Here is a 22,942-nt window from a genome sequence, read left to right on the forward strand (position 1 = left end):
TGCGCGTCAGCCGCTGAAAACCATGAGTCCGAACAGGGCAAGGCTGACGATGCAGAACGGGATGGCCCAGCGGTTGTGTTGCTTGCGGTATCGGCCGATCTTGCTCTTGTCGGCCACTAGGTAGGCCAACAGGATCACGCCCGCGGCGCCAAGTATGATAGGACCCACGCCCGTCTCCCTGCAAAACCATTCCGGTAAAGCCGGACAAGTGACGAGCCTGGCGGCGTTGCCGGGCTCGTTGCTTTTGTGGCGCGCCCAGCAGGAGTCGAACCTGCGGCCTCAGGATTAGAAGTCCCGTGCTCTATCCAGCTGAGCTATGGGCGCGTCCCATGGGCCTCTAGCCATATTTGCGGCCGGCGCAAATGGCGCTAGCACTCACACATGGACAATTCCGCCCCGGCCCACGCGCGCTTTCGCTATTTCGATCTGGTGATGGCGGCCTTCGTCGTGGTGCTGGTGCTTTCCAATGTCATAGGCGCAGCGAAACTTTCGACCGTGGCCGGATTCACCTTTGGCGCGGGCATCCTGTTCTTTCCGCTCTCCTATGTGATCGGCGACGTGCTTACCGAGGTCTACGGATATGCGCGCGCACGCCGGGTGATCTGGGCAGGCTTTGCCGCGATGATATTCATGGCCGTGATGAGCTTCGTCGTCGTGGCCCTGCCCCCTAGCGCGAGCTGGACCGGGCAGGACGCCTACGAGCAGGTCTTTGGCCAAGTGCCCCGCATCGTGCTCGCCTCCATCGCGGCGTTCTGGGCGGGCGAGTTCGTCAACTCCTACGTCATGGCGAAGATGAAGCTCTGGACGAGGGGCGAGAAACTGTGGACCCGTACCATCGGTTCCACCGTAGTGGGCCAGGGCGTGGATAGCCTATTGTTCTATCCCATCGCCTTTCTCGGCGTGTGGGAAACGAGCGACGTGGTGCTGGTGATGGTGACGAACTGGGCGCTCAAGGTCGGCTGGGAAGCCGTGCTGACGCCGGTCACCTATCGCGTGGTCGGCTTCCTCAAGAAGCGCGAGGGCGTCGAGATCTTCGATACCGACACCGATTTCTCTCCCTTCGCGTCACGCGAGACGCGCGGGAGTTAAATGGGCGAAATGGCCGCCGGCTTCAATCAGCCAGCAGCCAGATCGCGAGATAGATGAGGATGAAGCTGCCGAACCCGGCAACGGCCCCCACCAGGAATACCAACCGAACGATCAGCGGGTTGATCCCGAAATACTTGGCGATGCCGCCACACACCCCGGCGATCTTGCCGTCTGCATGATCGAGACGGAAGTTCTTGGAAGAAGCGGGTCGGACCGCGTTGTGATTGCTGTCGAACTTGCTCATGCCAGCAGGCCCACAACGCTGGTTGCGTTGGGATTGGCAAAGCTGCTCACCAGCAGGGTGAGAGTGACGGCAGCGGCGGCAAGGCCGGCCATCAGCTTGTTCTGAAATTCGTTGGTCATGTCAGTCTCCTTGAAAGTGTAGTGATTGCGATTGCTCTGCTTCAGGCGAGAAGACCGGCGACGATGCTGGCCTGCGGCGCCGAGAAGCTGCTGACGAGGATCGTGGTTGTCACCGCAACGGCAGCGAGAGCGGCGGAGATGCGAGCGGTGAAGTCGTTTGCGAAAGTCATTTTGTTTCCCTCATTTGTTAGATCAGGACCATTTCGTCTCATGCCCCAGACTTTGCAGAGGGCGTGCCAGTTTTGAAAAACCGCAGAATTCTGCCATTTCTGTTCAGCGTTCAGAAAGGTTGCAATCACAACCAGACCACAAGTTAGGATTTTTCACCAACTTTGGGGATCGATATTCTGGCTGCATTTGGAGTGGCAAGCGCTGCCCCGCTGCAATAGTAGATGCGGCACACCCATGGCGCTCGACCGCATCACCCTTTCCACCTTCCGCAATCATGCCGGAACGCAGCTGGACGACACCCGCCCGCTGAACTTGCTGGTAGGCGAAAACGGCGCGGGAAAGACAAATGTGCTCGAAGCCCTCTCGCTTTTTGCCCCCGGTCGCGGAATGCGCCGTGCCGCCTTGTCGGACATGGCCGCACAGGAAGGCCGTGGATTCGCGGCCAGCGTGTCGCTCGATACGGGCGATGGCGGAGAGCCTGTGAAGCTCGGCACCGGCATGGCCGCAGACCGGCCCGGCAGGCGCATCGTGCAGGTGAACGGCGCGGAAGCCACCGCCATCAGCCTGGGGGAATGGCTCGCCATGGGCTGGCTCACCCCGGCCATGGACCGCCTCTTCGCCGACAGCGCGGGTGCGCGCCGTCGCTACATGGATCGCCTGGCCGTTGCGCTTGAGCCCGAACACGCGCGCTGCGCCAGCCGTTACGAAGCAGCACTGAGAGAACGCAACCGCCTGCTCTCCGACGAGCACGAGCCCGATCCCGCATGGCTCGACTCGATCGAGGCGCAGATGGCCGAGGTCGGCGCAGGTCTGGCGCAGGGTCGCGCGCGGCTTGTCGGCGCGCTGACAGCGAGACTGGCAGAGTTGCCCGAAGCGCCCTTCGCACGCCCGCTGCTCACATACGAGCCTGGTGGTGAACTGACGCGCGAGGGCTTGGCCGCGGCATGGCGGGATACGCGCGCACGCGATCGCGCGGCGCAGCGAACATTATCGGGGCCCCACCGTGACGAGTTGGGCGTCACTATGGCGGGCAAGATGATGCCTGCTGCCGATTGCTCGACCGGGGAGCAAAAGGCCATGCTCGTTGCCATTACCCTCGCCCATGCGGAACTCGCGGCGCGCGGACGTCCCGGCGTCCTGCTGCTGGATGAAGTGGCAGCGCATCTCGATCCGGTTCGCAGGGAGGCGCTGTTCGATCGTCTGCGCGCGAGCGGAACGCAGGTCTGGCTGACCGGAACCGAGCCTGCGCCGTTCGAGGGCATATTGTCAGAAGCCGCAGTCTGGCGCGTGGCAGGCGGCAGGGTGGAGCGGCTCTAGTTCGTGTCCTCTTCGGGCAACGCGTCCACCACGGCATCCAGCGTGGCGGCCACCATGTCTTCGATGCCTTCAGCAGTCGGGTGAATGCGATCGGCCTGCATCAGGTCGGGATCGTCGAACACCGGCTCCATGAAGAAGGGCACCAGCGCCGTGCCGTATTGCTCGGCAAGCGCCGGATACATGCCGTCGAACTGGCCGACGTATTCCGCCCCGTAGTTGGGCGGCGCGCGCATGCCCATGAGCAGGACCGGGATGCCGCGCGACTGCACTTCCTCGATGATCGCGCCGAGGTTCTCCCGCGTCTGGTCAGGAGAAATGCCGCGCAGCAGGTCGTTCCCGCCCAGTTCGATGATGGCGAGGTCGATATCGGCATCGGCATTGTCCAGCACGAAGGCGATGCGCTGGCGGCCCGCCGCAGTGGTATCGCCCGAAACGCCCGCGTCGATCACGCTGGCATTCATGCCGCGCCCGCGCAGCGCGCGTTCCAGCACTTCGGGATAGCCCTGCTCTTCCTCGACATTATAACCCGCCATCAGGCTGTTGCCGAAACCCAGGATCACCCGCTCCGGCCCCATCATGGGCAACGTGTCCTCGGCATGGACTTCGCTTGCTTCGGGAGCTTCGGTGGTGGGGGCCGGTGCCTCCGATCCGCAGGCGGCGAGCGCCAGTGCGAGAGAGGCGATGATCGACGAAGCGCGGATGGCGCTATGCCACCGACTTAGGACTGGCTTGCTCATACCCCATAGCTATGCCATCGCCGCCCGGTGACAAGCCCTATGACAAGTCCTGACACTGCCAAACCCGTCATCGCTGCCAAAGACCTGCGCCTTACCCTTGGTGACGGCGAGGCGGCCGTAGAGATCCTGCGCGGGATCGATCTCGACGTGATGCCCGGCGAAACCCTCGCCCTTCTCGGCCCCTCCGGCAGCGGCAAAAGCTCGCTCATGGCCGTGCTTTCGGGGCTGGAGCGGGCCACCTCCGGTTCTTTGACCGTGGCAGGCGAGGACTTCACCGCGCTGGACGAGGACGCGCTCGCGCTTGCCCGCCGGGGCCGTATCGGGATCGTGTTACAGGCATTCCACCTTCTCCCAACGATGACCGCCGTGGAGAACGTTGCTACCCCAATGGAACTGTCAGGGGACAAGGCCGCGTGGGAACGCGCGGCGGAGGAACTGGAATCGGTCGGCCTCGGCCACCGCCTTACCCATTATCCGGCGCAGCTTTCGGGCGGAGAACAGCAGCGCGTGGCAATCGCCCGCGCCATCGCCCCGCGCCCTCCGCTGATCTTTGCCGACGAGCCGACCGGCAACCTCGATGCCAGCACGGGTGACAGCGTGGTGGACGTACTGTTCCGCCGTCGCAAGGAAACCGGCGCGACGCTCGTTATCATCACGCACGACCGGCACCTTGCTGAAATGTGCGACCGCGTGGTGACGCTGGGCGACGGCCAGATCGCTTCCGATACGAAAGCGGCCTGACGCGCATGGACTGGCGCACCGCATGGACCATTGCCCGGCGCGATCTTGCCAGCGGCTTTCGCGGTCTAAGGCTGCTGCTCGTCTGCCTGTTCCTGGGCGTGGGCGCGCTGGCGGCCATTGGCAGCCTGACCTCCGCCATCCAGGGCGAACTCGATAGCCAGGGGCAGGCAATCCTTGGCGGCGACATGGAAGTGGAGCTGTGGCAGCGCATGCCCAGCGCCGAGGAAATGGCCTATCTCGACGGGCTGGGAGAAGTTTCCCCCGGATACAGGTTGCAGGCCATGGCGACCACGCCGGACTCTGCCGTGCCGGTTGAATTGAAAGCTATCGCGCCGAACTATCCCATGTACGGCGAACTGCTGCTGGCAGACGGCTCGAGCACAGGCGCACCCGTAGCAGGGCAAGCCTACTTGGCCCCCGGCGCGGCAGAGCGGCTGGGTGTGGAAAACGGCGACACCATTACGCTGGGCACCGAGCAGGTAGAGATTGCGGGCATCATCGCGGAAGAGCCGGACAGGCTTTCCGAAGGCTTCGCGCTTGGCCAGACCGTAATCGTACCGCTCGACTTGCCCGAGGCGGCGGGTCTCGTCGCGCCCGGAGCCATGTTCCAGACCAAGACCCGGGTCGCCTTCGATGGCAACCAGGACCCGGACGAGATCACGGAAGCCATGCAGGAAGCTTTCCCGGACAGCCCGTTCGACTTTCGCACCCGTAACCGTGCCTCTCCCGGGGCGGACAGGTTCGTCAGCCGCATGGGCGAGTTCCTGACCCTGGTGGGGCTTGCCGCGCTGGTGATTGCAGGCATCGGCATCGGCGGCGGTGTGAATTCCTACCTCGAAGCGCGGCGCAATTCGATCGCCACGCTGAAAATCCTCGGCGCGACCTCGGGCGATATCGCCCGTATCTACGCACTGGAAATCGGCATCGCGGCCTGCGTCGGTGCTGCCGCCGGTTTGCTGGCGGGCGTGCTGGTCACGCCGCTGCTGGCGAGCGCGCTGGGGTCGCTTCTGCCTGTCACTACAAGTTTCGTGTTCGATCCGCTGGCGCTGCTGCGCGCGGCGCTGTTCGGGCTGCTGGTGGCCCTTGTTTTCGCCGCCCCGCCGCTGACGCGGGCGCGCAATTTTCCGGCTATGGCGCTGATGCGCGCGCGGGTATCGCCGCTGGCACAGCAATGGCGCAGAGCCGCCCTGCCCGTCGGTATCGGCATCGTCGGTATTATCGCGCTGGCCGTGATCGGCTCCAACGACCCGCTGCTTTCTGCGCTTTTCCTGGCCGGCGCTGCCGCGATCCTCGGCTTCCTTGCCCTGCTTGGCCGCGCCATCCGCTGGGCAGCCGCCCGGATGCCTCGCCCGTCGGACCCCATCGTGCGCGCCGCCATTGCCAACATGCACCGGCCCGGTGCCGCGACGGGCTCTCTCGTGACGGCGCTCGGCTTCGGCCTCGCCGCGTTCGTGCTGCTGGCTGGCGTACAAAGCAGTCTCGACGGCAATATCCAGCGATCCGTCCCCGAGCGTGCGCCCGACTATTTCGTACTGGACGTGCCGCGCGACGGGGTGGAGCAGTTCCGCGCGATCGTGAGCGACATCTCCCCCGAAGCCGCCGTGGACACCGTGCCCACCCTGCGCGGCTCTATCGTGTCCTTCGGCCCTGAAGACAACATGATCCGCGTCGCCGACATGGAAGAGCGCGAAGGCACATGGGGCCTGCGCGGAGAGCGCGGCCTGACCTATTCGGACACCCTTCCTGACGGCAACGTCGTCACCAGCGGCGAATGGTGGGACGAAGGCTATGCCGGAGAACCGCTCGTCTCGGTCGACGAGGAGCTGGCGACGGCCGCCGATATTGCCATCGGCGACATGATCACGGTGAACGTGCTGGGCGTGGAATTCACTGCGCGCGTCGCCAATACGCGGCGCATCGACTGGGAGAGCCTCGGCTTCAACAACGTCTGGGTTTTCTCGGCGAACACCTTTGAATCCGCACCCCATAACCTGGCCGCGACCATCGAACTGCCCGAGGGCACGCAGGCGAGCGGCCTGTTGCGCGATCTAGTCGAGGCTTTCCCGTCCTCCAGCGTAATCGAGGTCGGACCGCTGCTGACCGAGGCGCGCACCATCCTTGACCAGGTGAGCCTCGCCATCCTCGCAGCGGCATCGGTGGCAGTGCTGGCCGGCATTGCCGTGCTGTTGGGTGCGATTGCTGCAGCGCGTGCCGCGCGCATCTACGACACGGTGATCCTGCGCGTTCTGGGCGCAAGCCGGGGCCAATTGCTCGCCTTACAATTCGCCGAATTCGGCCTGCTTGTCGCCGTGCTGGCAGGCGTTGCGCTGGCGCTCGGAACGGGCGTCGCCTGGCTGGTGATCGTGCAGATGTTCGAATTCGACTGGCTGCCCGACTGGACCGAGATCCTCGCCGTGCTCGGTGGCGGGCTGGTGCTGGTGCTGGCCTTCGCGCTTGGCGCTTCGCTGCCGCTGCTGCGCGCCCGCCCGGCGCAGACGCTGCGTTCGCTCTAGCGTCTGCGCCCCTCGGCTCAGGCGAAGGTTTCGGCCACTGCCTCGGGCCCGGCCAGCGAAGCGTGCAGCACGGCCATGAAAGCCGCGGAAAGCAGCGCGAGCAGGACCATCAGCACGAGAAAGCCTAGGAAGAAGACGATCATCGTGGCACCCATCGCGGGAGCCGCGGCGTCGATGTTTCCACCTGCTGCAAAGCCCATCATGCTCCCACCCATCAGGGCGAACATCGCCAGAATGGCGCCGACCACGATGAGCGAGAAGAGGAGTATGACGACGAAAATCTTGCCTACGTGGCCGCTCGTCAGGGTCCAACTACGGGTTACGGCGGTTATCGGGTTACGCACTCCGTCGACGGCAATCACCGGCATGATAAGCGAGAGGCGGCAGGCCACGTAAATCATGCCCAGGAACACGGCGACGAGGAACAGCACCGATCCGGCATCCCCGGCAAGCGAGAAGATCGCGCCGACAATGGCAAGCAGAAGGACGGCCGCGATGTAGGCCGCCATCAGGAGTAGCGCGAGACCGAACAGCGTGGGGATCTTGCGCAGGCCTTCCATGAGGGAATCGCCCAGCGTGGTGTCGTGCACGGGCGAGGCGTTGTGAACCAGCGAAGCGCCCTGCGCCATGTAGATCAGGAAGTAGGCAATATAGGCGACGATCATCATCAGCATGGCGCCTGCGCCCATGGCCATGGGGCTTTCCATCGCTCCGGCCATCATGAAACTGGAACCGACGGCACCGAACATGACGAACATCAGCACCAGCTGCAGCACGAAATAAATGGCATAGATGCCGAGGAGCGAACCGATCCGCTGTCTCGTCATGCTGAAAGTCTGCGAAATGATCCCCCCAATACTGAGCGACATAGCGAATCCCCCTGTTGCTGCCCGTCGCTGCACATCGAACACGGAAAACCCGTATCGCGCAACAAAAAGGGGGCCGCGAAGGCCCCCTTTCCTTTTTCTCTCTAACCGTTTGTTTAGAAACGGAAGCGCCCCGTGACACCGTAGGTGCGCGGATCGTTCGGATATCCGACAACGCTGCGCGGCTGGGCGGGCGCGTCGAACACGGTACCCAGGTTGCGGTCGTCGGTCAGGTTGCGGCCCCAGACGGACAGCGACAGGCCACAGTCGCATTCGTAGGTCAGCGAAGCGGTCAGGTTGTCGACCTGCGAGGTGAACGGCAGGCCCGCGTCGATAGCCGGCTGGCCGTTGACGATGGTGCCGTCCGGTCCGCGCACTGCGAAAGCCGGCAGGCCTTCGACCAGCTGCGTTTCGGAGGACCAGAAGTAATTCACGCGCGGGATCAGCAGACCGCTGCCAACGTCGGCTTCATATTGTGCTCCGACAATCACGGTCCATTCCGGGATGCCCGAGGGACGGGTGCCCGAGATATCGCCCTGCGCCGACTGCACGAAGCTGTCGAAGGTCGGGTCGAGGTAGGTGACCGCCGCGTTCAGCGTCAGCGAACGGGTCGGGTAGAAGGTGCTTTCGAATTCCACGCCCCAGGTCGACTGGCTGCCGGCATTCGCCAGCACGAAGCCGGAACCGGTGAAGATGTTGGACTGGAAGCCCTCGATCTCCTGGTCGAACACCGTCAGGTTGGCGGAGAAGGTGTCGAAGTTGGCCTTGATGCCGACTTCCATGACAGTCGACTCCTCCGGGCCGGCAAAGCGCGAACCGTAAGTCTGGTTCGGACGGGCGAGCCCGGCCGCTTCGATTGCGGCCCGATCGGCGAGCGACGGACGCGCGTCGCGCGACAGGTTGACGGAGCTTGCCTTGAAGCCCGTGGCGTAGCTTGCGTAGATGTTCACGTCGGGCGTGAGATCGTAGGCAAGGCGCGCCGAGAAGCTGAAGTTGTCATCGTTGATCCGGCCATCTTCCACGGCGTTGGGAACGCCCAGGAACGGCGGCAGGAACTGCAATGCTCGCAGCGGGTTCAGCGGGTTTGCCAGCGGGTTGTTGACGTTGCCTGCGGCAAAGGCCTGGGCCCCGGCCTGAATCTGGCCGAAGGCCGCCATGTTGTTGGCGGCGAAGGCGCCGATCTCCGCAGCGGTCGCCGCACGGCCCAGCATCAGCGCATCACCCACGCCCTGCGCCAGTGCGCCCTGGAACAGCACCTGCTGGCGGAACGGCGCCAGTTGCGGAGCGTCGAAGTCGATCGCCGAGAACACGTCGGTCGAGGTCGCATCCTGGGTGAACTGCTTGCTGTCGTCGGTGTAGTTACCGCCCAGCGTCAGCACGAGGCCGTCGACGATTTCGAAATCGACCTGGCCGAACAGCGAGTAAGCTTCAGAATCCAGCGTGTAGGCTTCGGTGAAGCCCTGGCCCTGGTTGAAGAAGGTGCCCACATAGTTGGTGCTGAAAGCTTGGCTGAACACCTGTTCCAGCGGCGTTGCGCCCGGAGCGACCGGCGTCGGGAACAGCGAGAAAGCGCCGCCCGACAGGTTGGCGACCACGAGGTTTGCGTAGTCGCGGAAGTCGGCACCGTAGAGCAGCTGGTTCGCCTGCGTCACGTCTTCGTTGATGTAGAAAGCGCCCAGCAACAGGTCGACGCGATCACCGATGGACCCGGCGATGCGGAATTCCTGCGTGAAGGTATCGATCTCCAGATCCTGCGAATTGGGATAGATCAGGTCGGCACTGGTGAAGTCCGAGTCCTGGAAGGTCACGGCTTCCGTCGTGCGGCTTGCGGTGATCGAGGTGAAAGTGAAATCGCCCACGTCCCAGTCGAGCTGGGCGGAAACGCCGCGGTTCTCGATGTTGTTGGTGGAATCGAAGTTCCTGTAGATGACATCGGCAAAGGGATCGCTCGGGTCGGTCACCATGCCGCCCACGCCCAGAACGGCAGCAGTCGTCGGACCGTTCTGCACGTTCACGACGCCGCAGCAGACCTCGTCGATCTTGTCGAGATCGGCGATGAAGCGCAGGCGGATGTCGGTGCCGTTGTCGACCAGCAGCTGCGCGCGGCCGTACCAGCGGTCACGGTCGTTCGAATCGTTGCCGGTGCCCAGGTCCTCGAAGAAACCGTCGCGCTTGTTCACGCCGCCAGCGACGCTGAAGGCCACCATGTCGGTGATCGGGCCGGTCAGGTAACCGCGCAGCACCTTGGCGTTGTAGTTGCCCCAGGTCGCCTCGACGGAGCCGCCAAGGTCGAACTGCGGCTCTTCGGTGGTGACCGAGATCACGCCGGCAGAGGCGTTCTTGCCAAACAGGGTCGACTGCGGGCCGCGCAGCACTTCGATGCGCTGCACGTTCGGCAGGTCGGAAATGGAGGACGCGGTGCGGCTGCGATAGACACCGTCGATGAACACGCCGACGGAGGGTTCGATACCGGCGTTGTTGGCGCCGTTGCCGAAGCCGCGGATGAAGAAGCCGGTGTTGGCCGAGGATTGGCGCTGGCCAACCGTCAGCGAGGGAACCACGGTCTGCAGGTCGCGGATGTCGCGGATCTGATCACGCTCCAGCGTTTCGCCGCTAGTGACGGACACGGCAACGGGCACTTCCTGCAGCGTCTGTTCGCGCTTGGAAGCGGTAACGATGATGCTGTTGCCCTGGTTGCTGTCCTCGCCCGCTTCGTCGGGATAGATGTCCTGTCCGGTATCCGCCTCGTCCTGCGCCATGGCGGCAGCCGGTGCGATTAGTGCAATGGCGGCAGCGCCACACAGGCACTTGCGCGAAAAACCCGCGATGCGGGCAGTCTTGCTGGTCATTGATTTCTCCATCTCTCCCTCGAAAACCTGTCCCGCCGTTTGGCTGTGAACCGGTTTCAAGCGACCTCTATTGGTCGTCCTTGGATAGAGTGCGCAAAAGCTTCGCACAATCGGGACTTTACCAACCGATTACGGAAGAAACCGGCTGTGTTACATTTCCGCAACATGGAGGAACCTCACGTATAGGTAAAGCGAAGCACCCCACATCCGCTTGCGGCGGAGGCCGTCATAGGCTATCGGCGCGGCAAATTCGCAGGTGCAGCATTTGCTGCCTGCCACAACCCAGGAAACCAAGAACATGTCCGCCCCCCTTCGCAACGTGGCGATCATCGCCCACGTCGACCATGGCAAGACCACGCTCGTCGACCAGCTCTTCCGCCAGTCCGGCACCTTCCGCGAGAACCAGCGCGTGGAGGAACGCGCGATGGATTCGAACGAACTGGAACAGGAACGCGGCATCACCATCCTGGCGAAGCCGACCAGCGTCGAATGGAAGCCCGAGGGTGGCCAGCATTCCTACCGCATCAACATCGTCGACACCCCCGGTCACGCCGACTTCGGTGCCGAGGTGGAGCGTATTCTCAGCATGGTCGACGGCGTCATCCTTCTGGTGGACGCTGCCGAAGGCCCGATGCCGCAGACCAAGTTCGTGACCGGCAAGGCGCTGGGCCTCGGCCTCAAGCCCATCGTGGTCGTGAACAAGATCGACCGCAGCGACGCGCGCGCCAACGAGGTGCTGGACGAAGTGTTCGACCTGTTCGTGAACCTCGATGCGGATGACGAGCAGCTCGATTTCCCCGTTCTCTACGCTTCGGGCCGCTCCGGCTATGCCAGCGAGGACCCCGAAGCACGCGAAGGCGACCTGCTGCCGCTGTTCAACCTGATCGTGAACCACGTTCCCGAGCCCGATCTCGATCCCGATGGCGACTTCGCCATGCTGGCCACCCTGCTTGACCGCGACGCGTTCCTCGGCCGCATCCTGACGGGCCGCATCGAGAGCGGTCGCCTGGAAACCGGCATGCCGATCCGTGCGCTGGACGTGAACGGCAAGGTCGTGGAAGTGGGACGGGCAACCAAGGTGTTCGCCTACAACGGCCTTGATCGCGAGCCCGTGCTGCACGCCAAGGCGGGCGACATCGTCGCCATCGCCGGCCTGACCGACGCCACCGTTTCGAACACGCTGGCCGCCCCGCACGTCACCACCCCGATCCACGCCTCGCCGATCGATCCGCCCACCCTCTCCATGACCTTTGCCGTCAATGACAGCCCTTATGCGGGCCGCGAAGGCGACAAGGTGCAGAGCCGCGTCATCCGCGAGCGTCTGGAGCGCGAAGCCGAAGGCAATGTCGCCATCCGCGTGACGGAAAGCTCCGGCAAGGATGCCTTCGAAGTTGCCGGTCGCGGCGAATTGCAGCTTGGTGTGCTGATCGAGACGATGCGCCGCGAGGGCTTCGAATTGTCCATCAGCCGCCCGCGCGTGCTTTATCGCGAAGAGAACGGCCAGAAGCTGGAGCCCTACGAAACCGTAGTGGTAGACGTGGACGACGAATTCTCCGGCACCGTCGTCGAGAAGATGGCGCAGCGCAAGGCCGAGATGACCGAGATGCGCCCCAGCGGCGGCGGCAAGACGCGCCTGACCTTCATCGCTCCCAGCCGCGGCCTGATCGGCTATCATGGTGAATTCCTGTCCGACACGCGCGGCACGGGCATCATGAACCGCCTGTTCGACAGCTACGGTCCGCACAAGGGCAAGATCGCCGGTCGCCAGAACGGCGTGCTGATCTCGATGGAACAGGGCGAGGCAATGGCCTACGCCCTCAACACCATCGAGGAGCGCGGTGTGCTCTTTGTCGGCCCCGGCGAAAAGCTGTATCAGGGCATGATCATCGGCGAGAATGCCAAGCCGGAAGACCTCGAGGTCAACCCGCTCAAGTCGAAGCAGCTCACCAACTTCCGCGCCAGCGGCAAGGACGAAGGCATCCGCCTGACCCCACCGCGCAAGATGACGCTGGAACAGGCGATTGCCTACATCGGCGACGACGAGATCGTGGAAGTCACGCCCGAAAGCATCCGCCTGCGCAAGGTCCACCTGGACCCGCATGAGCGCAAGCGCGCCAAGCGCGCCGCAGCGGACTCCTGAGAAATGTCGTGTCGTTCATCCCGCGCCATTCGCGGGATGAACGACAGCAACCGATGAACTTTGGCCCCTAGCGGCACATTCGCAGGATGAAAGGCGCTCGGTCGCCGTAGCTTGCCTGCATCGTATTTGCGTCCAGAAGGGTCATGGTGAATTGCACCTCGCCCTGCTCCAGGGAGAGGCGGGCGATCGCGTCCGTACCTGCCACTTGCACTTCGTCCACAGCGCCGCCGAAACTGGCCGTGTCGATACGGCCCGCAGCGATCTCGTAGCGGCGCGAATTGGGCACGAGGCAGGCGGCGGGTTCCTCCGCCCAGCGGCCACGAAATTCGCGCGGGATGATATGGGTGGTGGTCGCCAAGACAGCGTCCTCGCCGCCCTCGCCATCTTCGCTTGCGCCCGGGGCGCAGCCAATCAGTGCGAGAGAAATCGGCAGCAGGGACAGGCAGGCGCGCACCCTCAGATTACCCCGCTCCCGCGCTCCGGTTCCCGCGGAGGTCAGACCCAGTGGCGCTCCGCCATGATCAGGCCGGCGTAGAGGATCACGCCCAGCAGGAAAGGCAGGAAATAGCTCTGCCGCTCCTCCGGCAATTCCTCTTTCAGCACGTTGAGGATGATCCCGCCCGCAAGGAAGGCGAAAAGGCCCCCGATCAGCACCGGAGACAGCGCGATGAAGATGCCCAGCACCCAGCCGCCGACGACAGCGGCACTGATGATCCAGCGCGCCAGCCTGTCGTATGCTTCTCGGTGATCCTGCCGCATTCCGAAATCGGCGGTGAGAAAATGCAGCGCCATGGCAATGAAGAACAGCGCAAGCGCCCAGTCGCCGCTTTCCTCCCGGTGCAGCAGCAGGTAGCCGACCAGCGCGTTGAACGATCCATAGGTGACGAGGTGCAGGTAAAGGACATCGTCCTGTATGCGGTCCCCTTCCCCGGCGGCGCGCGCCTTCTCCCGACTGACCTTCACCGCGCGTTCCAGCCCGTAGAACACGGCAAGCCCGGCAAGGGCCAGTGAATAGACCGCGCTCTCGGCCGCGGTTGGCGAAACGCCCAGTTCGTCGGAGAATTCGCGGCTGTGCATCCCGATATCGGGCAGCACGTGGAGAAACACGTAAGCCACGGCCACACCGCCTGCGAAGGAAAGCCAGCGGCTGCGCGGCGTTACGTCGAGGAAACGCAGGCGATGCACCTGCAGGTGCACGGTGAGGAAACCCGCCACCATGATTGCGGTTACGAAAATCTCGTTGCTCTCCATCGTCATTCCAACGCCGCGTCACCACGGCCCGTTCCATTGCCCTCTCGCCAAGCAGCAATGCCTCGCCTAAGGGCAGAGCGATGGATGTGAGTGAACTTCGCGTCGCGCTGTTCAGCGGGAACTACAACTACGTCCGCGACGGCGCGAACCAGGCTTTGAACCGGCTTGTCGATTACCTGCTGCGACAGGGCGCCGATGTGCGCGTCTATTCACCGACCACAGATACACCTGCGTTCGAACCTGCGGGCGAGCTTGTCAGCCTGCCTTCCGTGCCTATTCCGGGCCGCGGGGAATATCAGTTCTCCACAGGTCTCAGCAAAGAGATCAAGGCGAACCTGGCCGAGTTCGATCCGCACATCGTGCATATTTCCAGTCCGGACGTCGCCGGCCATCGCGCCGCCACCTGGGCGCGGGCGCATGACAAGCCGGTGCTTGCCAGCGTGCACACCCGGTTCGAGACCTATCCGCGCTACTACGGGTTCGGCTTCATCGAGCCTGTCTTCGTCGCCCTGCTGCGCCGGTTCTATCATCGCTGCGATGCCATCGTCGCACCGTCCGCCAGCATGATCGAGGAACTGCGCGAACAGGGCATGCATCACGATATCGGCACCTGGTCTCGCGGGGTCGATCGGCACATCTTCACCCCTGCCCGACGCGATCTGGAATGGAGGCGGTCGCTGGGCATCGAAGATGACGACATGGCGGTCGGCTTCCTCGGGCGGCTGGTGCTGGAAAAGGGCATCGACATCTTTGCGGAGACGATGGTGGAACTGCGAAAGCGCGACGTGCCGCACCAGGTGCTGGTGATCGGGGAAGGCCCGGCAAAGGAATTCTTCGCCGAGAAAGTGCCGGAAGCGAAATTCGTCGGCTTCCAGCAGGACGAGGACCTGGGCCGCGCTGTCGCCAGCATGGACGTGCTGCTCAACCCTTCCGTTACCGAGACATTCGGCAACGTCACGCTGGAGGCGATGGCTTGCGGCGTGCCCGTAGTGGCCGCCGATGCCACCGGTGCGTCCAGCCTGGTGATCGAAGGAGAAACCGGACACCTCGTGCCGCCGCGCGATGTGTCTGCCTACGCCGATGCCTTGACGGCCTACGCTGCCGACCCCGACCTGCGCCGCGCCCACGGAGAGGCAGGCGCCCGGCGCGCCGATGCCTTCGATTGGGATACGATCAACGGGGCCGTGGCCGATACCTACCTGCGGCTAATCGCAGCGCGCAGAAAATAGGTTGCTGGATCAGCGCAGCACGCCGCGGCGCATCATCGCCAGGGCATAGAGCGCCAGGAGGATCTGGCTGGTCCAGATCACAACCGTCATGATCAGCCCCGTACCGTCGAGAACGCCGTCCGGTGCCGGGTTGGTGAACTGGTAGACGGACGAACCCGCCAACCCGATCAGGCCGAGCACGAACGCGTGAACGGCAAAGCGGCTGCGCAGCACCAGCAGGACCGCACCAAGGAACGCGCTCCAGACGCCGATCGCCCAGAACGCCTCCATCCATGCGGGGAAGCTGTAGAAATATTCGAGCTGCTGCGGGGTAAAAGCCGACATGTAGGCCTCGTTCCGCGTCTGCGTCATCAGGTAATCGTAGGCGCCAAAGGCGTTCCACAGCAGCGCCAGGATGCCGATCACCCAAAGGTGCCACGGCGTGGCGGGACGTTCCATGATGGCCATTGTTGCCTCCCCTGTTTCGCGCAAGTCTAGCATGCTTGCGCAAAAGAGGGAATTGGCTTGGAAAGTTACAGGCGCTCGATCTTGCGCGCCAGTTCGTCGATCAGGTCGACAACCTGTTCCTTGTCGAGATCTTTCACCTTGCCGTCGGCAGCCTTGTTACGGATGACCTGCGCAAGGTTGCCCATCGCGCGGAACAGTTCGGACGAACCCTTGGGCCGCGCCTTTTCGCGCTTGCGGCCAAGCCGGTCCCACAGTTCCTCGATCTCGTCCTTGCGCTCTTCCAGCTCGGCAAGGCCGCTCTCGGTCGCCTGGAACAGCTTCTTCGCGTCCTCGCTGTCCTGCTCGGCAATCGCGCCCTCGTCGGCCAGCATTTGCAGGGTCGGGTAGATCGTGCCGGGACTGGGTGAATAGGAGCCGGCGGTCATGTCCTCCAGCGCCTTGATCAGTTCATATCCGTGGCGCGGTTCCTCTGCCAGCATGGCCAGCAGCACGAGGCGCAGTTCGCCCGGCCCGAACAGGCGGCGACGACGATGGCCTTCGCCTTTGTGCGAGCGGGAACGCTTGCGACCACCGCTTTGCGCGAACATGCCTCCGGGGCCGAACACGCCGTCCTTGCCGAACACCCCGCCAGGACCGAAGGGTCCATCGGGGCCAAGCGGACCGTCCCTGCCGAAGATGCCGGTCATGCCGAGCACGTCCTCCGCGTTGTAACGACGGCGACGGCGATAGCGGCGCGGGCCGCGCTCCTCCCAGTCACCATCGTCGTCGTCCATTTCGATCTCCACCTCGACTTCGAAGTCCTCGTCCTCGGGTTGGTCCTCGATATCGCCCTCGACTGGTTCCAGATCTTCGGGTTCGACGATCTCCTCTTCCCGGCGCGCGCGGCGCGGGCGCGATGCGGCGCCCTTTGCCGATTTTCCGGTTGCCCGCGGCTTCCTGCTATCCTTGCTCATTGCAACTCTCCAGTACGTCCCACTCACCTTAAGATATATCTTAGACCTATCGTAACAAGAGGTCGGAGGAAAATTCCCGCCCTGCCCTACCTCCGGCGAGCCAAGCCGCTACATAATGCCCATGGCCGACCTGTTTGCCGATGATGCCCCCCAGAAACCCACCGAAGAGGTGCGCGAGGATGCCCCCTTGGCCGATCGCCTGCGCCCGCGCAGCCTTGCCGAGGTTATCGGGCAGGAACACCTGACCGGCAGCGATGGCGCCATCGGCCGGATGGTGGCCGCGGGCCGGCTCTCCAGCATGGTGTTGTGGGGACCGCCCGGCACCGGCAAGACCAGCATCGCTCGCCTGCTGGCCGACGAGGTGGGCATGCGCTACGAGGCCGTGAGCGCCGTGTTCTCGGGCGTTGCCGACCTCAAGAAGGCCTTTGCCGCCGCCGAAAAGGCCCAGAAGGCCGGCCAGCGCACGCTGCTGTTCGTGGACGAAATCCACCGCTTCAACCGCGCGCAGCAGGATGGCTTCCTGCCCTTCGTGGAGCGCGGCCTCGTGACCCTGGTGGGCGCGACGACGGAGAACCCCAGCTTCGAACTCAACGCCGCCCTGCTCAGCCGCGCGCAAGTGCTCATACTGCACCGCCTCGATGCCGAAGCACTGGGGAAACTGCTGGACCGGGCCGAGGAACTGGAAGGCCCCCTCCCCCTGACCGAAGAAGCGCGCGAGGCGCTGATCGCCTCCGCCGATGGCGATGGTCGGTTCCTGCTCAACCAGGCCGAAACGCTCTATGCGGCAAAAATCGACGATCCGCTCGAGCCAGCCGCACTAGGCCAGTTTCTCCAGCGCCGCGTTGCGGTTTACGATAAGGACCGGGAGGGCCACTACAACCTCATCTCCGCCCTGCACAAAGCGGTGCGCGGGTCAGACCCGCAGGCCTCACTCTATTACATGGCCCGGATGCTGGTGGCAGGCGAGGAGCCGCTGTTCGTCGCGCGGCGGCTGATCCGCATGGCGGTGGAGGATATCGGCCTCGCCGATCCGCAGGCGCTGACGCAGTGCATGGCAGCAAAGGATGCCTACCAGTTCCTCGGCAGTCCGGAAGGCGAACTCGCGCTGGTGCAGGCATGCCTCTACCTCGCCACCGCGCCCAAATCGAACGCCGTTTACAAGGCCCAGAAAGCCGCCTTCCGCAGCGCGAAAGAAACCGGCAGCCTGATGCCGCCGATGAACATCGTGAACGCGCCGACGAAGCTGATGAAGGATGTCGGCTACGGCAAGGGCTACACCTACGATCACAACGCAGAAGAAGGCTTTTCGGGCGACAACTACTGGCCGGACGACATGGACGCACAGACCTATTACGAACCGGTGGAACGCGGGTTCGAGCGCGAGATCAGGAAGCGGCTCGACTATTGGGACAAACTACGGGCAGAGCGCGGTTGAACCGCTTTTCGCATTTCGTCGCGATTGACTGGTCTGGCGCGGCAGGCGCGCGGCACAAGGGCATTGCGATAGCCATCGCCGATGCTGGCGGCGGTCCACCCGTGCTGGTAGAGCGCGGGAAAGACTGGAGCCGGACGGAGGTCCTCCACCTTCTGCGAGAGGAATTGCCGCCCGATACGCTGGTAGGTCTGGATCTTGGTATCTCGCTCCCGTTCCTCGATGCTGGCGCCTTCTTCCCCGGCTGGGAGGAAAGCCCTGAGGATGCCAGATCGCTGTGGGCATTGATCGACAACATTGCGCAGGATGACGAGCATCTGGCAGCCGGAAGCTTCGTCGACCATCCGGAGGCAAGCCGCCATTTTCGCCGCCACGGCGGGCGCGAGGGCGACTTGTTCGGCGGCGGACGCGGCCGGTTCCGCGTGACGGAAGTCGAACAGACCAGGCAAGGCTGCAAGCCCTATTCTAACTTCAATCTCGTCGGCGCGGCGCAGGTGGGCAAGTCCAGCCTTACCGGGATGCGGATGCTTCACGCGCTGCGCGGGCGAGTCCCCGTCTGGCCCGTCGATCCGCTGCCCGCGAGAGGCTCTGTCATCGTGGAAATCTACACGACGCTTGCGGCCATCGCGGCGGGGCGCTCAGCCTCCCGCGCAAAAATCCGCACGATCGAGGAATTGAATACGGCCCTCCAGAATCTCGGGAGTCCACCCGTCGTGGGTAGCGGCACAATCGACGATCATGCCAGCGACGCGCTGGTTACAGCCGCCTGGCTTCGCACGAAAGGCCATGATGCAGCGCTTTGGTCACCGGAAGGCCTGACACCGCACATCGCCAGAACCGAGGGCTGGACTTTCGGCGTGCCCTGACGAGCCGTACGTGAACCAGTCAGCGGCGGCGCAATTCCCGGATCTCCTCGACCCGCGGGTCCAGAGGACGCGGTGGTTCGTGCTGTGGCGCCGAGAGCCGCGAGCCGCTCTGCCCTTCGCGGTAGCCGCTGAGTTCACGAATCGTCTTCATGTTCTCCTCGCGCACCATTCCCGGGATCTGAAAGGCATCGATCAGCCACCAGAAGGCCAGCGGGATGATCCCCACGATGCTCAGACACATCAGCAACTGGGCAATGCCCGTCCCCGTCCGCCCGAGGTAGAAGCGATGCGCGCCGAAAAATCCGAGGAAGAACCACAGCAGGTAGCTGGCGCCCGCGGACTTGCGGTGCGCCTCGAAGATTAATTGTTCCTGGGTACGGGAATCCATTCGCTGCTCCAGGTTGCGTCCCCGTGCGATAGAAGCATATCCGCCGTGCGGTTTCAAACACCACCTTCGCGCGCCCACTTGCCTTCCGATCCGCTTTCGACCAAAGGGGCGACCGCCCATACGGTGAGCCGGTTTAGCTCAGTTGGTAGAGCAGTTGATTTGTAATCATCAGGCCAGGGGTTCGAATCCTCTAACCGGCACCATCGCCTGTGGGACGTCACAACTGATTGGTCTAAATCCAATTAGCTTGGATAAAATTTCCCCCACCACCGCCTAGAGGTCGCTCTGATCCAGTCAGCTGGTCTCTGGCCATTGTCAGCCTGGCGCCCTCATTGCAGTCATTGGAGCCCAAGCCGAAATCACTCGATTGCAGACATTGGCTTCTTTCGGGTGTTCACATCTTCATGCATCGATGTCAGAAAGGAGCTATCTAATTGGCGTTGCTCGGTTTAGCCCGCAATGACGCTACAGAGGGCAAAGCGCCAATGACCGATACGACACTACACAATCCAGACCGCTTCATGGTCGATTTGCGCCAGATATTGTCGCAAGGGAAGAAGCGAATAGGCCTCCTATTGGGAGCTGGCGCACCCGTTTCCGTTCGTGTGAACGTCGATGGCAAGCTTGATGCGAGCGGCGCACCTCTCATTCCAGATGTTGCCCGTCTTACCGAAATCGTTGTTGGTGGCTTGGCCACCAAGGATCGAGAGGTCATTGATAAACTTTTGCCCGAGCTGGGTGACAATCCCAACATCGAGACAATTCTCACGCGTGTTAGACGTTTGTCACAAGCGATCGGAGCCGCCGAGGTTCACGGACTCAACGGCATCGCATTTGAAGAGCTTGCCAAGCGGATATGCGAAAAGATCGGAGCGATCGTTGCGAGCCCGCTTCCCGAAGAACCGAACGCCTTCACGGAGTTAGTTTCTTGGATTGGCGGAACCCAGCGTGACCATCCAATCGAGATATTTACCCCGAATTACGATCTCTTGCTTGAAGAGGCGTTTGAGCGCGCAAGATTGCCTTACTTTGATGGCTTCACGGGCTCACACAAGCCGTTCTTCGATCCCACGAGCATCTCGGAAGACTCACTGCCACCTCGTTGGTCGCGGATGTGGAAGATCCACGGATCACTCGGCTGGGAGGTAAAACCGGACGCGATCATCAGAACAGGCAGTCGTGAAGCTACGCAGCTTATCTATCCCGATCATCTGAAGTACGAGCAGATAGCACGGCAGCCATATTCCGCTTTGTTCGAGCGCTTGCGGGATTTCTTAACGACGCCGGACACGATCCTGATCTGCTCGGGCTTCTCATTCTTCGATGCCCACATTAGCGCGGTCTTGGATGAAGCATTGTCTTCGAACACCCATACCGCCGTGCTCGCGTTTCAGTTCAAGCCCCTTGAGGAAGAGGAACTAGCGGTCAAGCTGGCCCTTCGTAGGCCGAACTTAAGTGTTTATGCGCGAGATGGGGCTGTGATCTTCGGCGTTAAAGGTAAGTGGAGGCCAGGAGAGCCGCCGACGGAAGAATGGAAGAGCATTCGCCGGACATTCTGGCAGTCCGACACAGGTGGCGAAAGCCAGTTTGTTCTCGGAGATTTTGCTCGACTTGCACGCTTTTTCGCATTGGCTCAGGCCACGGACATCCTTTCAAAACCCGAGCCAAAGGCGGAAGACGAAGCCGGAGAAACTGGCGAAGCTGAAGCACCACCAGCGGCTTGTGCCGAGAATGCTTAGCCGCGACCCTACATATCTGGGCAGCGTTGCATCGGTTTCCGGTTCTTCTGTAAGCGTTCATCTCGCTCAATCTGTCGCTTCAGGTCTCTCGATGATCGAGGGACGGGCCTACCGGATCGGGCAGGTTGGCAGCTTCGTAAGGATACCGCAGGGATATCAGGAGTTGTACGGAGTCGTGTCCGGTGTGGGTGCGAAGGCCGCACCTCAGACTGGCGTTGCCCCAGAAGCCGACACCGGGCGATGGATGGAAGTGCAACTTGTCGGAGAGGCAATAAGCGGAGTTTTCGAGCGAGGCATTAGCCAATATCCCAATGTCGGGGATGGCGTGCACATCACAACCGAGAGCAGCCTCGCCAAGATATACGGCGCGAGCGAACGGGGCCAGGTTGTCATCGGTTCCTTGTCTAGCGCCGAGAGCATCCCCGCTAAAATGGCCTTGAACGAGCTGGTCACTCGTCATTCGGCGATCTTGGGCTCAACGGGCTCAGGTAAATCGACAACTATCGCGAGCTTATTGCGCTCAATTTCCAGCTCAGAAGATGGGGAGGAAGCCTACCCAAGCGCTCGCATTCTCATGCTCGACATACACGGCGAATATTCCGCGGCACTCTCCGATATCGCCACGGTTTTCTCGGTTGATCCACAAGCCGGCGAACAGGAACTGCTGATGCCGTATTGGGCGTTGGACACGTCCGATTTGCTCGACTTTCTAACGGGCGGCGTTGATGGTGCGCGCGAGACTGCATTCTCTGACAGGATTTTCCAGCTAAAAGTCGCTTCGCATACAGCTCAGAATTTTCCAGGCGTTCTTGAAAGCTCGATCACAGTCGATACGCCTCTCCCGTTCAGTCTCAAGCAGCTCTGGTATGATCTTATCGATTTCGAGATTGCAACATTCGAGGGGCCAAACCGCGATCAGCCCACGCTGCAAAATCCAGGTGATGCAGACCAGCTCGTTGCTCCGACTTACAAGCCTCACGCAATGGGAGCCCAAGGCCCGTTCTTGAACCAACAGGCCATCGGCATCCGTAGGCAGCTCAACCAGCTTCGGTCTCTGCTGCTTGATCGGCGTTACAACTTTCTCCTCCACCCCGGCAACTGGGAACCCGAACTAGACGGCACGATCAACAAGGACCTTGATGAGCTATTGGCCGGATGGATTGGCGGTCCCAAGCCGATCACAATCCTTGATCTTTCGGGCGTGCCAAGTCTCGTTCTTGAGCGGTTGGTGGGCTCAATTCTCAAGGTCGTTTACGAATCAATGTTCTGGAGCAGAGAGAAATCGGAAGGCGGCATTGAGCGCCCGCTTTTGGTCGTGATGGAAGAAGCACATCGATATCTGTCCAGCAGCGCTAACGGGTTAGCGTCCCAGACTGTCCAAAAGATCGCAAAGGAGGGCAGGAAGTATGGCGTAGGTGCAATGGTCATCAGCCAGCGGCCTTCGGAGGTCGATGAGACGATCCTCTCTCAGTGCGGGACCTACTTCGCATTGCGTCTTTCAAATCCTCAAGATCGGGCAAGGGTCCAGGGTACATTGCCTGATGGTCTTGTTAGCCTGCTCGAGGTTCTACCCGTGCTGAGAACTGGTGAGGCAATTGTCATGGGAGAGGCCGCAAAGCTTCCAATGCGCTGCCGGATCACTCTGCCACCTGAAGAGCATCAACCCAGAAGCAGCGATCCTCAGGTGAGCGAACGATGGTCGATACCTCGACGAGAGGAGGGCTACGATCGGGTTGTAGCCTCATGGCGCGCACAGCGTCCTCGAGCAGTCATCAATACCTGTCCGTCGTCAGAACATTTGGCACAACTCGCGGCGTAGATCAGCGGAGTGTGGGCCTCGTCTCGGATTGA

General features: G+C 62.6%; 22 protein-coding genes and 2 tRNA genes. 11 read left to right on the forward strand and 13 right to left on the reverse strand.

Features of this window, described 5'->3' with window-relative positions; translation table 11 throughout:
• Window positions 1–6 precede the first annotated feature (6 nt).
• Together ABFX23_RS15005 and ABFX23_RS15010 are read right to left on the reverse strand one after the other, a co-directional pair.
• Window positions 7–168, reverse strand: a complete 162-nt coding sequence (locus tag ABFX23_RS15005; RefSeq protein WP_346033800.1) for a hypothetical protein — start codon at window positions 166–168, stop codon at window positions 7–9.
• A 79-nt stretch (window positions 169–247) separates the two neighbouring features.
• A tRNA-Arg gene (locus ABFX23_RS15010) sits at window positions 248–324 on the reverse strand.
• Between the two features lie 57 nt (window positions 325–381).
• On the opposite strand from ABFX23_RS15010, the gene ABFX23_RS15015 reads away from it, so the two are divergent.
• Window positions 382–1,089, forward strand: a complete 708-nt coding sequence (locus ABFX23_RS15015) for a queuosine precursor transporter (protein ID WP_346033801.1) — start codon at window positions 382–384, stop codon at window positions 1,087–1,089.
• 22 nt (window positions 1,090–1,111) lie between these two features.
• On the opposite strand, the gene ABFX23_RS15020 is transcribed toward ABFX23_RS15015, so the two are convergent.
• From ABFX23_RS15020 to ABFX23_RS15030, 3 genes are read right to left on the reverse strand one after another with little or no spacing between them, the layout of a single operon-like run.
• Complete coding sequence (locus ABFX23_RS15020; protein WP_120075989.1) at window positions 1,112–1,333, reverse strand: PspC domain-containing protein; 222 nt, start codon at window positions 1,331–1,333, stop codon at window positions 1,112–1,114.
• Window positions 1,330–1,452, reverse strand: a complete 123-nt coding sequence (locus tag ABFX23_RS15025) for a hypothetical protein (protein WP_276309481.1) — start codon at window positions 1,450–1,452, stop codon at window positions 1,330–1,332. Before ABFX23_RS15025 ends, ABFX23_RS15020 begins: the two co-directional genes overlap by 4 nt.
• Before the next feature lie 41 nt (window positions 1,453–1,493).
• The gene (locus tag ABFX23_RS15030) at window positions 1,494–1,622 is read right to left on the reverse strand and encodes a hypothetical protein (RefSeq protein WP_346033802.1); all 129 of its coding nucleotides are present in this window, start codon (window positions 1,620–1,622) and stop codon (window positions 1,494–1,496) included.
• Window positions 1,623–1,857: 235 nt separating this feature from the next.
• On the opposite strand from ABFX23_RS15030, the gene recF reads away from it, so the two are divergent.
• Window positions 1,858–2,940, forward strand: coding sequence for a DNA replication/repair protein RecF (gene recF / locus ABFX23_RS15035; RefSeq protein ID WP_346033803.1), 1,083 nt, complete (start codon window positions 1,858–1,860; stop codon window positions 2,938–2,940).
• On the opposite strand, the gene ABFX23_RS15040 is transcribed toward recF, so the two are convergent.
• Window positions 2,937–3,677, reverse strand: coding sequence for an arylesterase (locus ABFX23_RS15040; RefSeq protein WP_346033804.1), 741 nt, complete (start codon window positions 3,675–3,677; stop codon window positions 2,937–2,939). The two genes, recF and ABFX23_RS15040, sit on opposite strands and share 4 nt — an antisense overlap.
• A 39-nt stretch (window positions 3,678–3,716) precedes the next feature.
• On the opposite strand from ABFX23_RS15040, the gene ABFX23_RS15045 reads away from it, so the two are divergent.
• Both ABFX23_RS15045 and ABFX23_RS15050 read left to right on the forward strand, forming a co-directional pair.
• Window positions 3,717–4,418 (forward strand): ABC transporter ATP-binding protein, encoded by a 702-nt coding sequence (locus ABFX23_RS15045; protein ID WP_346033805.1) that lies wholly within the window; start codon window positions 3,717–3,719, stop codon window positions 4,416–4,418.
• Window positions 4,419–4,423: 5 nt separating this feature from the next.
• Entirely contained in the window at window positions 4,424–6,931 is a 2,508-nt protein-coding gene (locus ABFX23_RS15050; RefSeq protein ID WP_346033806.1) for an ABC transporter permease, read from the forward strand.
• A gap of 17 nt (window positions 6,932–6,948) precedes the next feature.
• Here ABFX23_RS15050 and ABFX23_RS15055 read toward each other — a convergent pair whose 3' ends face one another.
• Complete coding sequence (locus tag ABFX23_RS15055) at window positions 6,949–7,758, reverse strand: hypothetical protein (protein ID WP_346033807.1); 810 nt, start codon at window positions 7,756–7,758, stop codon at window positions 6,949–6,951.
• Window positions 7,759–7,913: 155 nt separating this feature from the next.
• Window positions 7,914–10,646 carry a TonB-dependent receptor gene (locus tag ABFX23_RS15060; RefSeq protein ID WP_346033808.1) on the reverse strand — a complete coding sequence of 911 codons (2,733 nt, stop codon included), beginning with the start codon at window positions 10,644–10,646 and terminating at the stop codon, window positions 7,914–7,916.
• Between the two features lie 298 nt (window positions 10,647–10,944).
• On the opposite strand from ABFX23_RS15060, the gene typA reads away from it, so the two are divergent.
• Window positions 10,945–12,786, forward strand: coding sequence for a translational GTPase TypA (gene typA, locus ABFX23_RS15065; protein WP_346033809.1), 1,842 nt, complete (start codon window positions 10,945–10,947; stop codon window positions 12,784–12,786).
• Between the two features lie 67 nt (window positions 12,787–12,853).
• Here the strand turns inward: typA and ABFX23_RS15070 are convergent, their stop codons facing one another.
• Window positions 12,854–13,144 carry a hypothetical protein gene (locus tag ABFX23_RS15070; RefSeq protein ID WP_346033810.1) on the reverse strand — a complete coding sequence of 97 codons (291 nt, stop codon included), beginning with the start codon at window positions 13,142–13,144 and terminating at the stop codon, window positions 12,854–12,856.
• Between the two features lie 137 nt (window positions 13,145–13,281).
• On the reverse strand, window positions 13,282–14,043 hold the full coding sequence (locus ABFX23_RS15075) for a hypothetical protein (RefSeq protein WP_346033811.1): 762 nt from the start codon (window positions 14,041–14,043) through the stop codon (window positions 13,282–13,284).
• Between the two features lie 74 nt (window positions 14,044–14,117).
• Between ABFX23_RS15075 and ABFX23_RS15080 the strand changes: the two genes are divergently transcribed.
• The gene (locus ABFX23_RS15080) at window positions 14,118–15,266 is read left to right on the forward strand and encodes a glycosyltransferase family 4 protein (protein ID WP_346033812.1); all 1,149 of its coding nucleotides are present in this window, start codon (window positions 14,118–14,120) and stop codon (window positions 15,264–15,266) included.
• A gap of 9 nt (window positions 15,267–15,275) precedes the next feature.
• On the opposite strand, the gene ABFX23_RS15085 is transcribed toward ABFX23_RS15080, so the two are convergent.
• A complete protein-coding gene (locus ABFX23_RS15085; RefSeq protein WP_346033813.1) occupies window positions 15,276–15,713 on the reverse strand; it encodes a hypothetical protein in 438 nt (145 codons plus the stop codon).
• Between the two features lie 65 nt (window positions 15,714–15,778).
• Entirely contained in the window at window positions 15,779–16,666 is an 888-nt protein-coding gene (locus tag ABFX23_RS15090) for a PadR family transcriptional regulator (protein WP_346033814.1), read from the reverse strand.
• Window positions 16,667–16,787: 121 nt separating this feature from the next.
• Between ABFX23_RS15090 and ABFX23_RS15095 the strand changes: the two genes are divergently transcribed.
• Entirely contained in the window at window positions 16,788–18,101 is a 1,314-nt protein-coding gene (locus ABFX23_RS15095; RefSeq protein ID WP_346033830.1) for a replication-associated recombination protein A, read from the forward strand.
• On the forward strand, window positions 18,098–18,964 hold the full coding sequence (locus ABFX23_RS15100; protein WP_346033815.1) for a hypothetical protein: 867 nt from the start codon (window positions 18,098–18,100) through the stop codon (window positions 18,962–18,964). The genes ABFX23_RS15095 and ABFX23_RS15100 overlap by 4 nt, the downstream gene beginning before the upstream one ends.
• A gap of 19 nt (window positions 18,965–18,983) precedes the next feature.
• Here the strand turns inward: ABFX23_RS15100 and ABFX23_RS15105 are convergent, their stop codons facing one another.
• Window positions 18,984–19,352 carry a TM2 domain-containing protein gene (locus tag ABFX23_RS15105; RefSeq protein WP_346033816.1) on the reverse strand — a complete coding sequence of 123 codons (369 nt, stop codon included), beginning with the start codon at window positions 19,350–19,352 and terminating at the stop codon, window positions 18,984–18,986.
• Between the two features lie 127 nt (window positions 19,353–19,479).
• Between ABFX23_RS15105 and ABFX23_RS15110 the strand changes: the two genes are divergently transcribed.
• The 3 genes from ABFX23_RS15110 (at window position 19,480) to ABFX23_RS15120 (ending at window position 22,910) form a co-directional block, all read left to right on the forward strand.
• Window positions 19,480–19,555 (forward strand) — tRNA-Thr (locus ABFX23_RS15110).
• Between the two features lie 282 nt (window positions 19,556–19,837).
• Window positions 19,838–21,091 (forward strand): SIR2 family protein, encoded by a 1,254-nt coding sequence (locus tag ABFX23_RS15115; RefSeq protein ID WP_346033817.1) that lies wholly within the window; start codon window positions 19,838–19,840, stop codon window positions 21,089–21,091.
• Entirely contained in the window at window positions 21,084–22,910 is a 1,827-nt protein-coding gene (locus ABFX23_RS15120; protein ID WP_346033818.1) for an ATP-binding protein, read from the forward strand. The genes ABFX23_RS15115 and ABFX23_RS15120 overlap by 8 nt, the downstream gene beginning before the upstream one ends.
• Window positions 22,911–22,942 lie beyond the last annotated feature (32 nt).

Origin of the sequence: Erythrobacter westpacificensis, assembly GCF_039542285.1 — a bacterium.
Classification (GTDB): Bacteria; Pseudomonadota; Alphaproteobacteria; order Sphingomonadales; family Sphingomonadaceae; genus Alteraurantiacibacter; species Alteraurantiacibacter westpacificensis.

What these genes read in the sequence shown, in the direction of transcription:
- ABFX23_RS15120 (WP_346033818.1), top strand. Translation starts at nt 21,084, where the DNA reads ATGCTTAGCCGCGACCCTACATATCTGGGCAGCGTTGCATCGGTTTCC.
- ABFX23_RS15115 (WP_346033817.1), top strand. Translation starts at nt 19,838, where the DNA reads ATGACCGATACGACACTACACAATCCAGACCGCTTCATGGTCGATTTG.
- ABFX23_RS15050 (WP_346033806.1), top strand. Translation starts at nt 4,424, where the DNA reads ATGGACTGGCGCACCGCATGGACCATTGCCCGGCGCGATCTTGCCAGC.
- ABFX23_RS15090 (WP_346033814.1), bottom strand. Translation starts at nt 16,666, where the DNA reads ATGAGCAAGGATAGCAGGAAGCCGCGGGCAACCGGAAAATCGGCAAAG.
- ABFX23_RS15085 (WP_346033813.1), bottom strand. Translation starts at nt 15,713, where the DNA reads ATGGCCATCATGGAACGTCCCGCCACGCCGTGGCACCTTTGGGTGATC.
- ABFX23_RS15025 (WP_276309481.1), bottom strand. Translation starts at nt 1,452, where the DNA reads ATGACCAACGAATTTCAGAACAAGCTGATGGCCGGCCTTGCCGCCGCT.
- ABFX23_RS15105 (WP_346033816.1), bottom strand. Translation starts at nt 19,352, where the DNA reads ATGGATTCCCGTACCCAGGAACAATTAATCTTCGAGGCGCACCGCAAG.
- typA (WP_346033809.1), top strand. Translation starts at nt 10,945, where the DNA reads ATGTCCGCCCCCCTTCGCAACGTGGCGATCATCGCCCACGTCGACCAT.
- ABFX23_RS15020 (WP_120075989.1), bottom strand. Translation starts at nt 1,333, where the DNA reads ATGAGCAAGTTCGACAGCAATCACAACGCGGTCCGACCCGCTTCTTCC.
- ABFX23_RS15055 (WP_346033807.1), bottom strand. Translation starts at nt 7,758, where the DNA reads ATGACGAGACAGCGGATCGGTTCGCTCCTCGGCATCTATGCCATTTAT.
- ABFX23_RS15045 (WP_346033805.1), top strand. Translation starts at nt 3,717, where the DNA reads ATGACAAGTCCTGACACTGCCAAACCCGTCATCGCTGCCAAAGACCTG.
- ABFX23_RS15095 (WP_346033830.1), top strand. Translation starts at nt 16,788, where the DNA reads ATGGCCGACCTGTTTGCCGATGATGCCCCCCAGAAACCCACCGAAGAG.
- ABFX23_RS15075 (WP_346033811.1), bottom strand. Translation starts at nt 14,043, where the DNA reads ATGACGATGGAGAGCAACGAGATTTTCGTAACCGCAATCATGGTGGCG.
- recF (WP_346033803.1), top strand. Translation starts at nt 1,858, where the DNA reads ATGGCGCTCGACCGCATCACCCTTTCCACCTTCCGCAATCATGCCGGA.
- ABFX23_RS15080 (WP_346033812.1), top strand. Translation starts at nt 14,118, where the DNA reads ATGGATGTGAGTGAACTTCGCGTCGCGCTGTTCAGCGGGAACTACAAC.
- ABFX23_RS15040 (WP_346033804.1), bottom strand. Translation starts at nt 3,677, where the DNA reads ATGAGCAAGCCAGTCCTAAGTCGGTGGCATAGCGCCATCCGCGCTTCG.
- ABFX23_RS15030 (WP_346033802.1), bottom strand. Translation starts at nt 1,622, where the DNA reads ATGACTTTCGCAAACGACTTCACCGCTCGCATCTCCGCCGCTCTCGCT.
- ABFX23_RS15015 (WP_346033801.1), top strand. Translation starts at nt 382, where the DNA reads ATGGACAATTCCGCCCCGGCCCACGCGCGCTTTCGCTATTTCGATCTG.
- ABFX23_RS15060 (WP_346033808.1), bottom strand. Translation starts at nt 10,646, where the DNA reads ATGACCAGCAAGACTGCCCGCATCGCGGGTTTTTCGCGCAAGTGCCTG.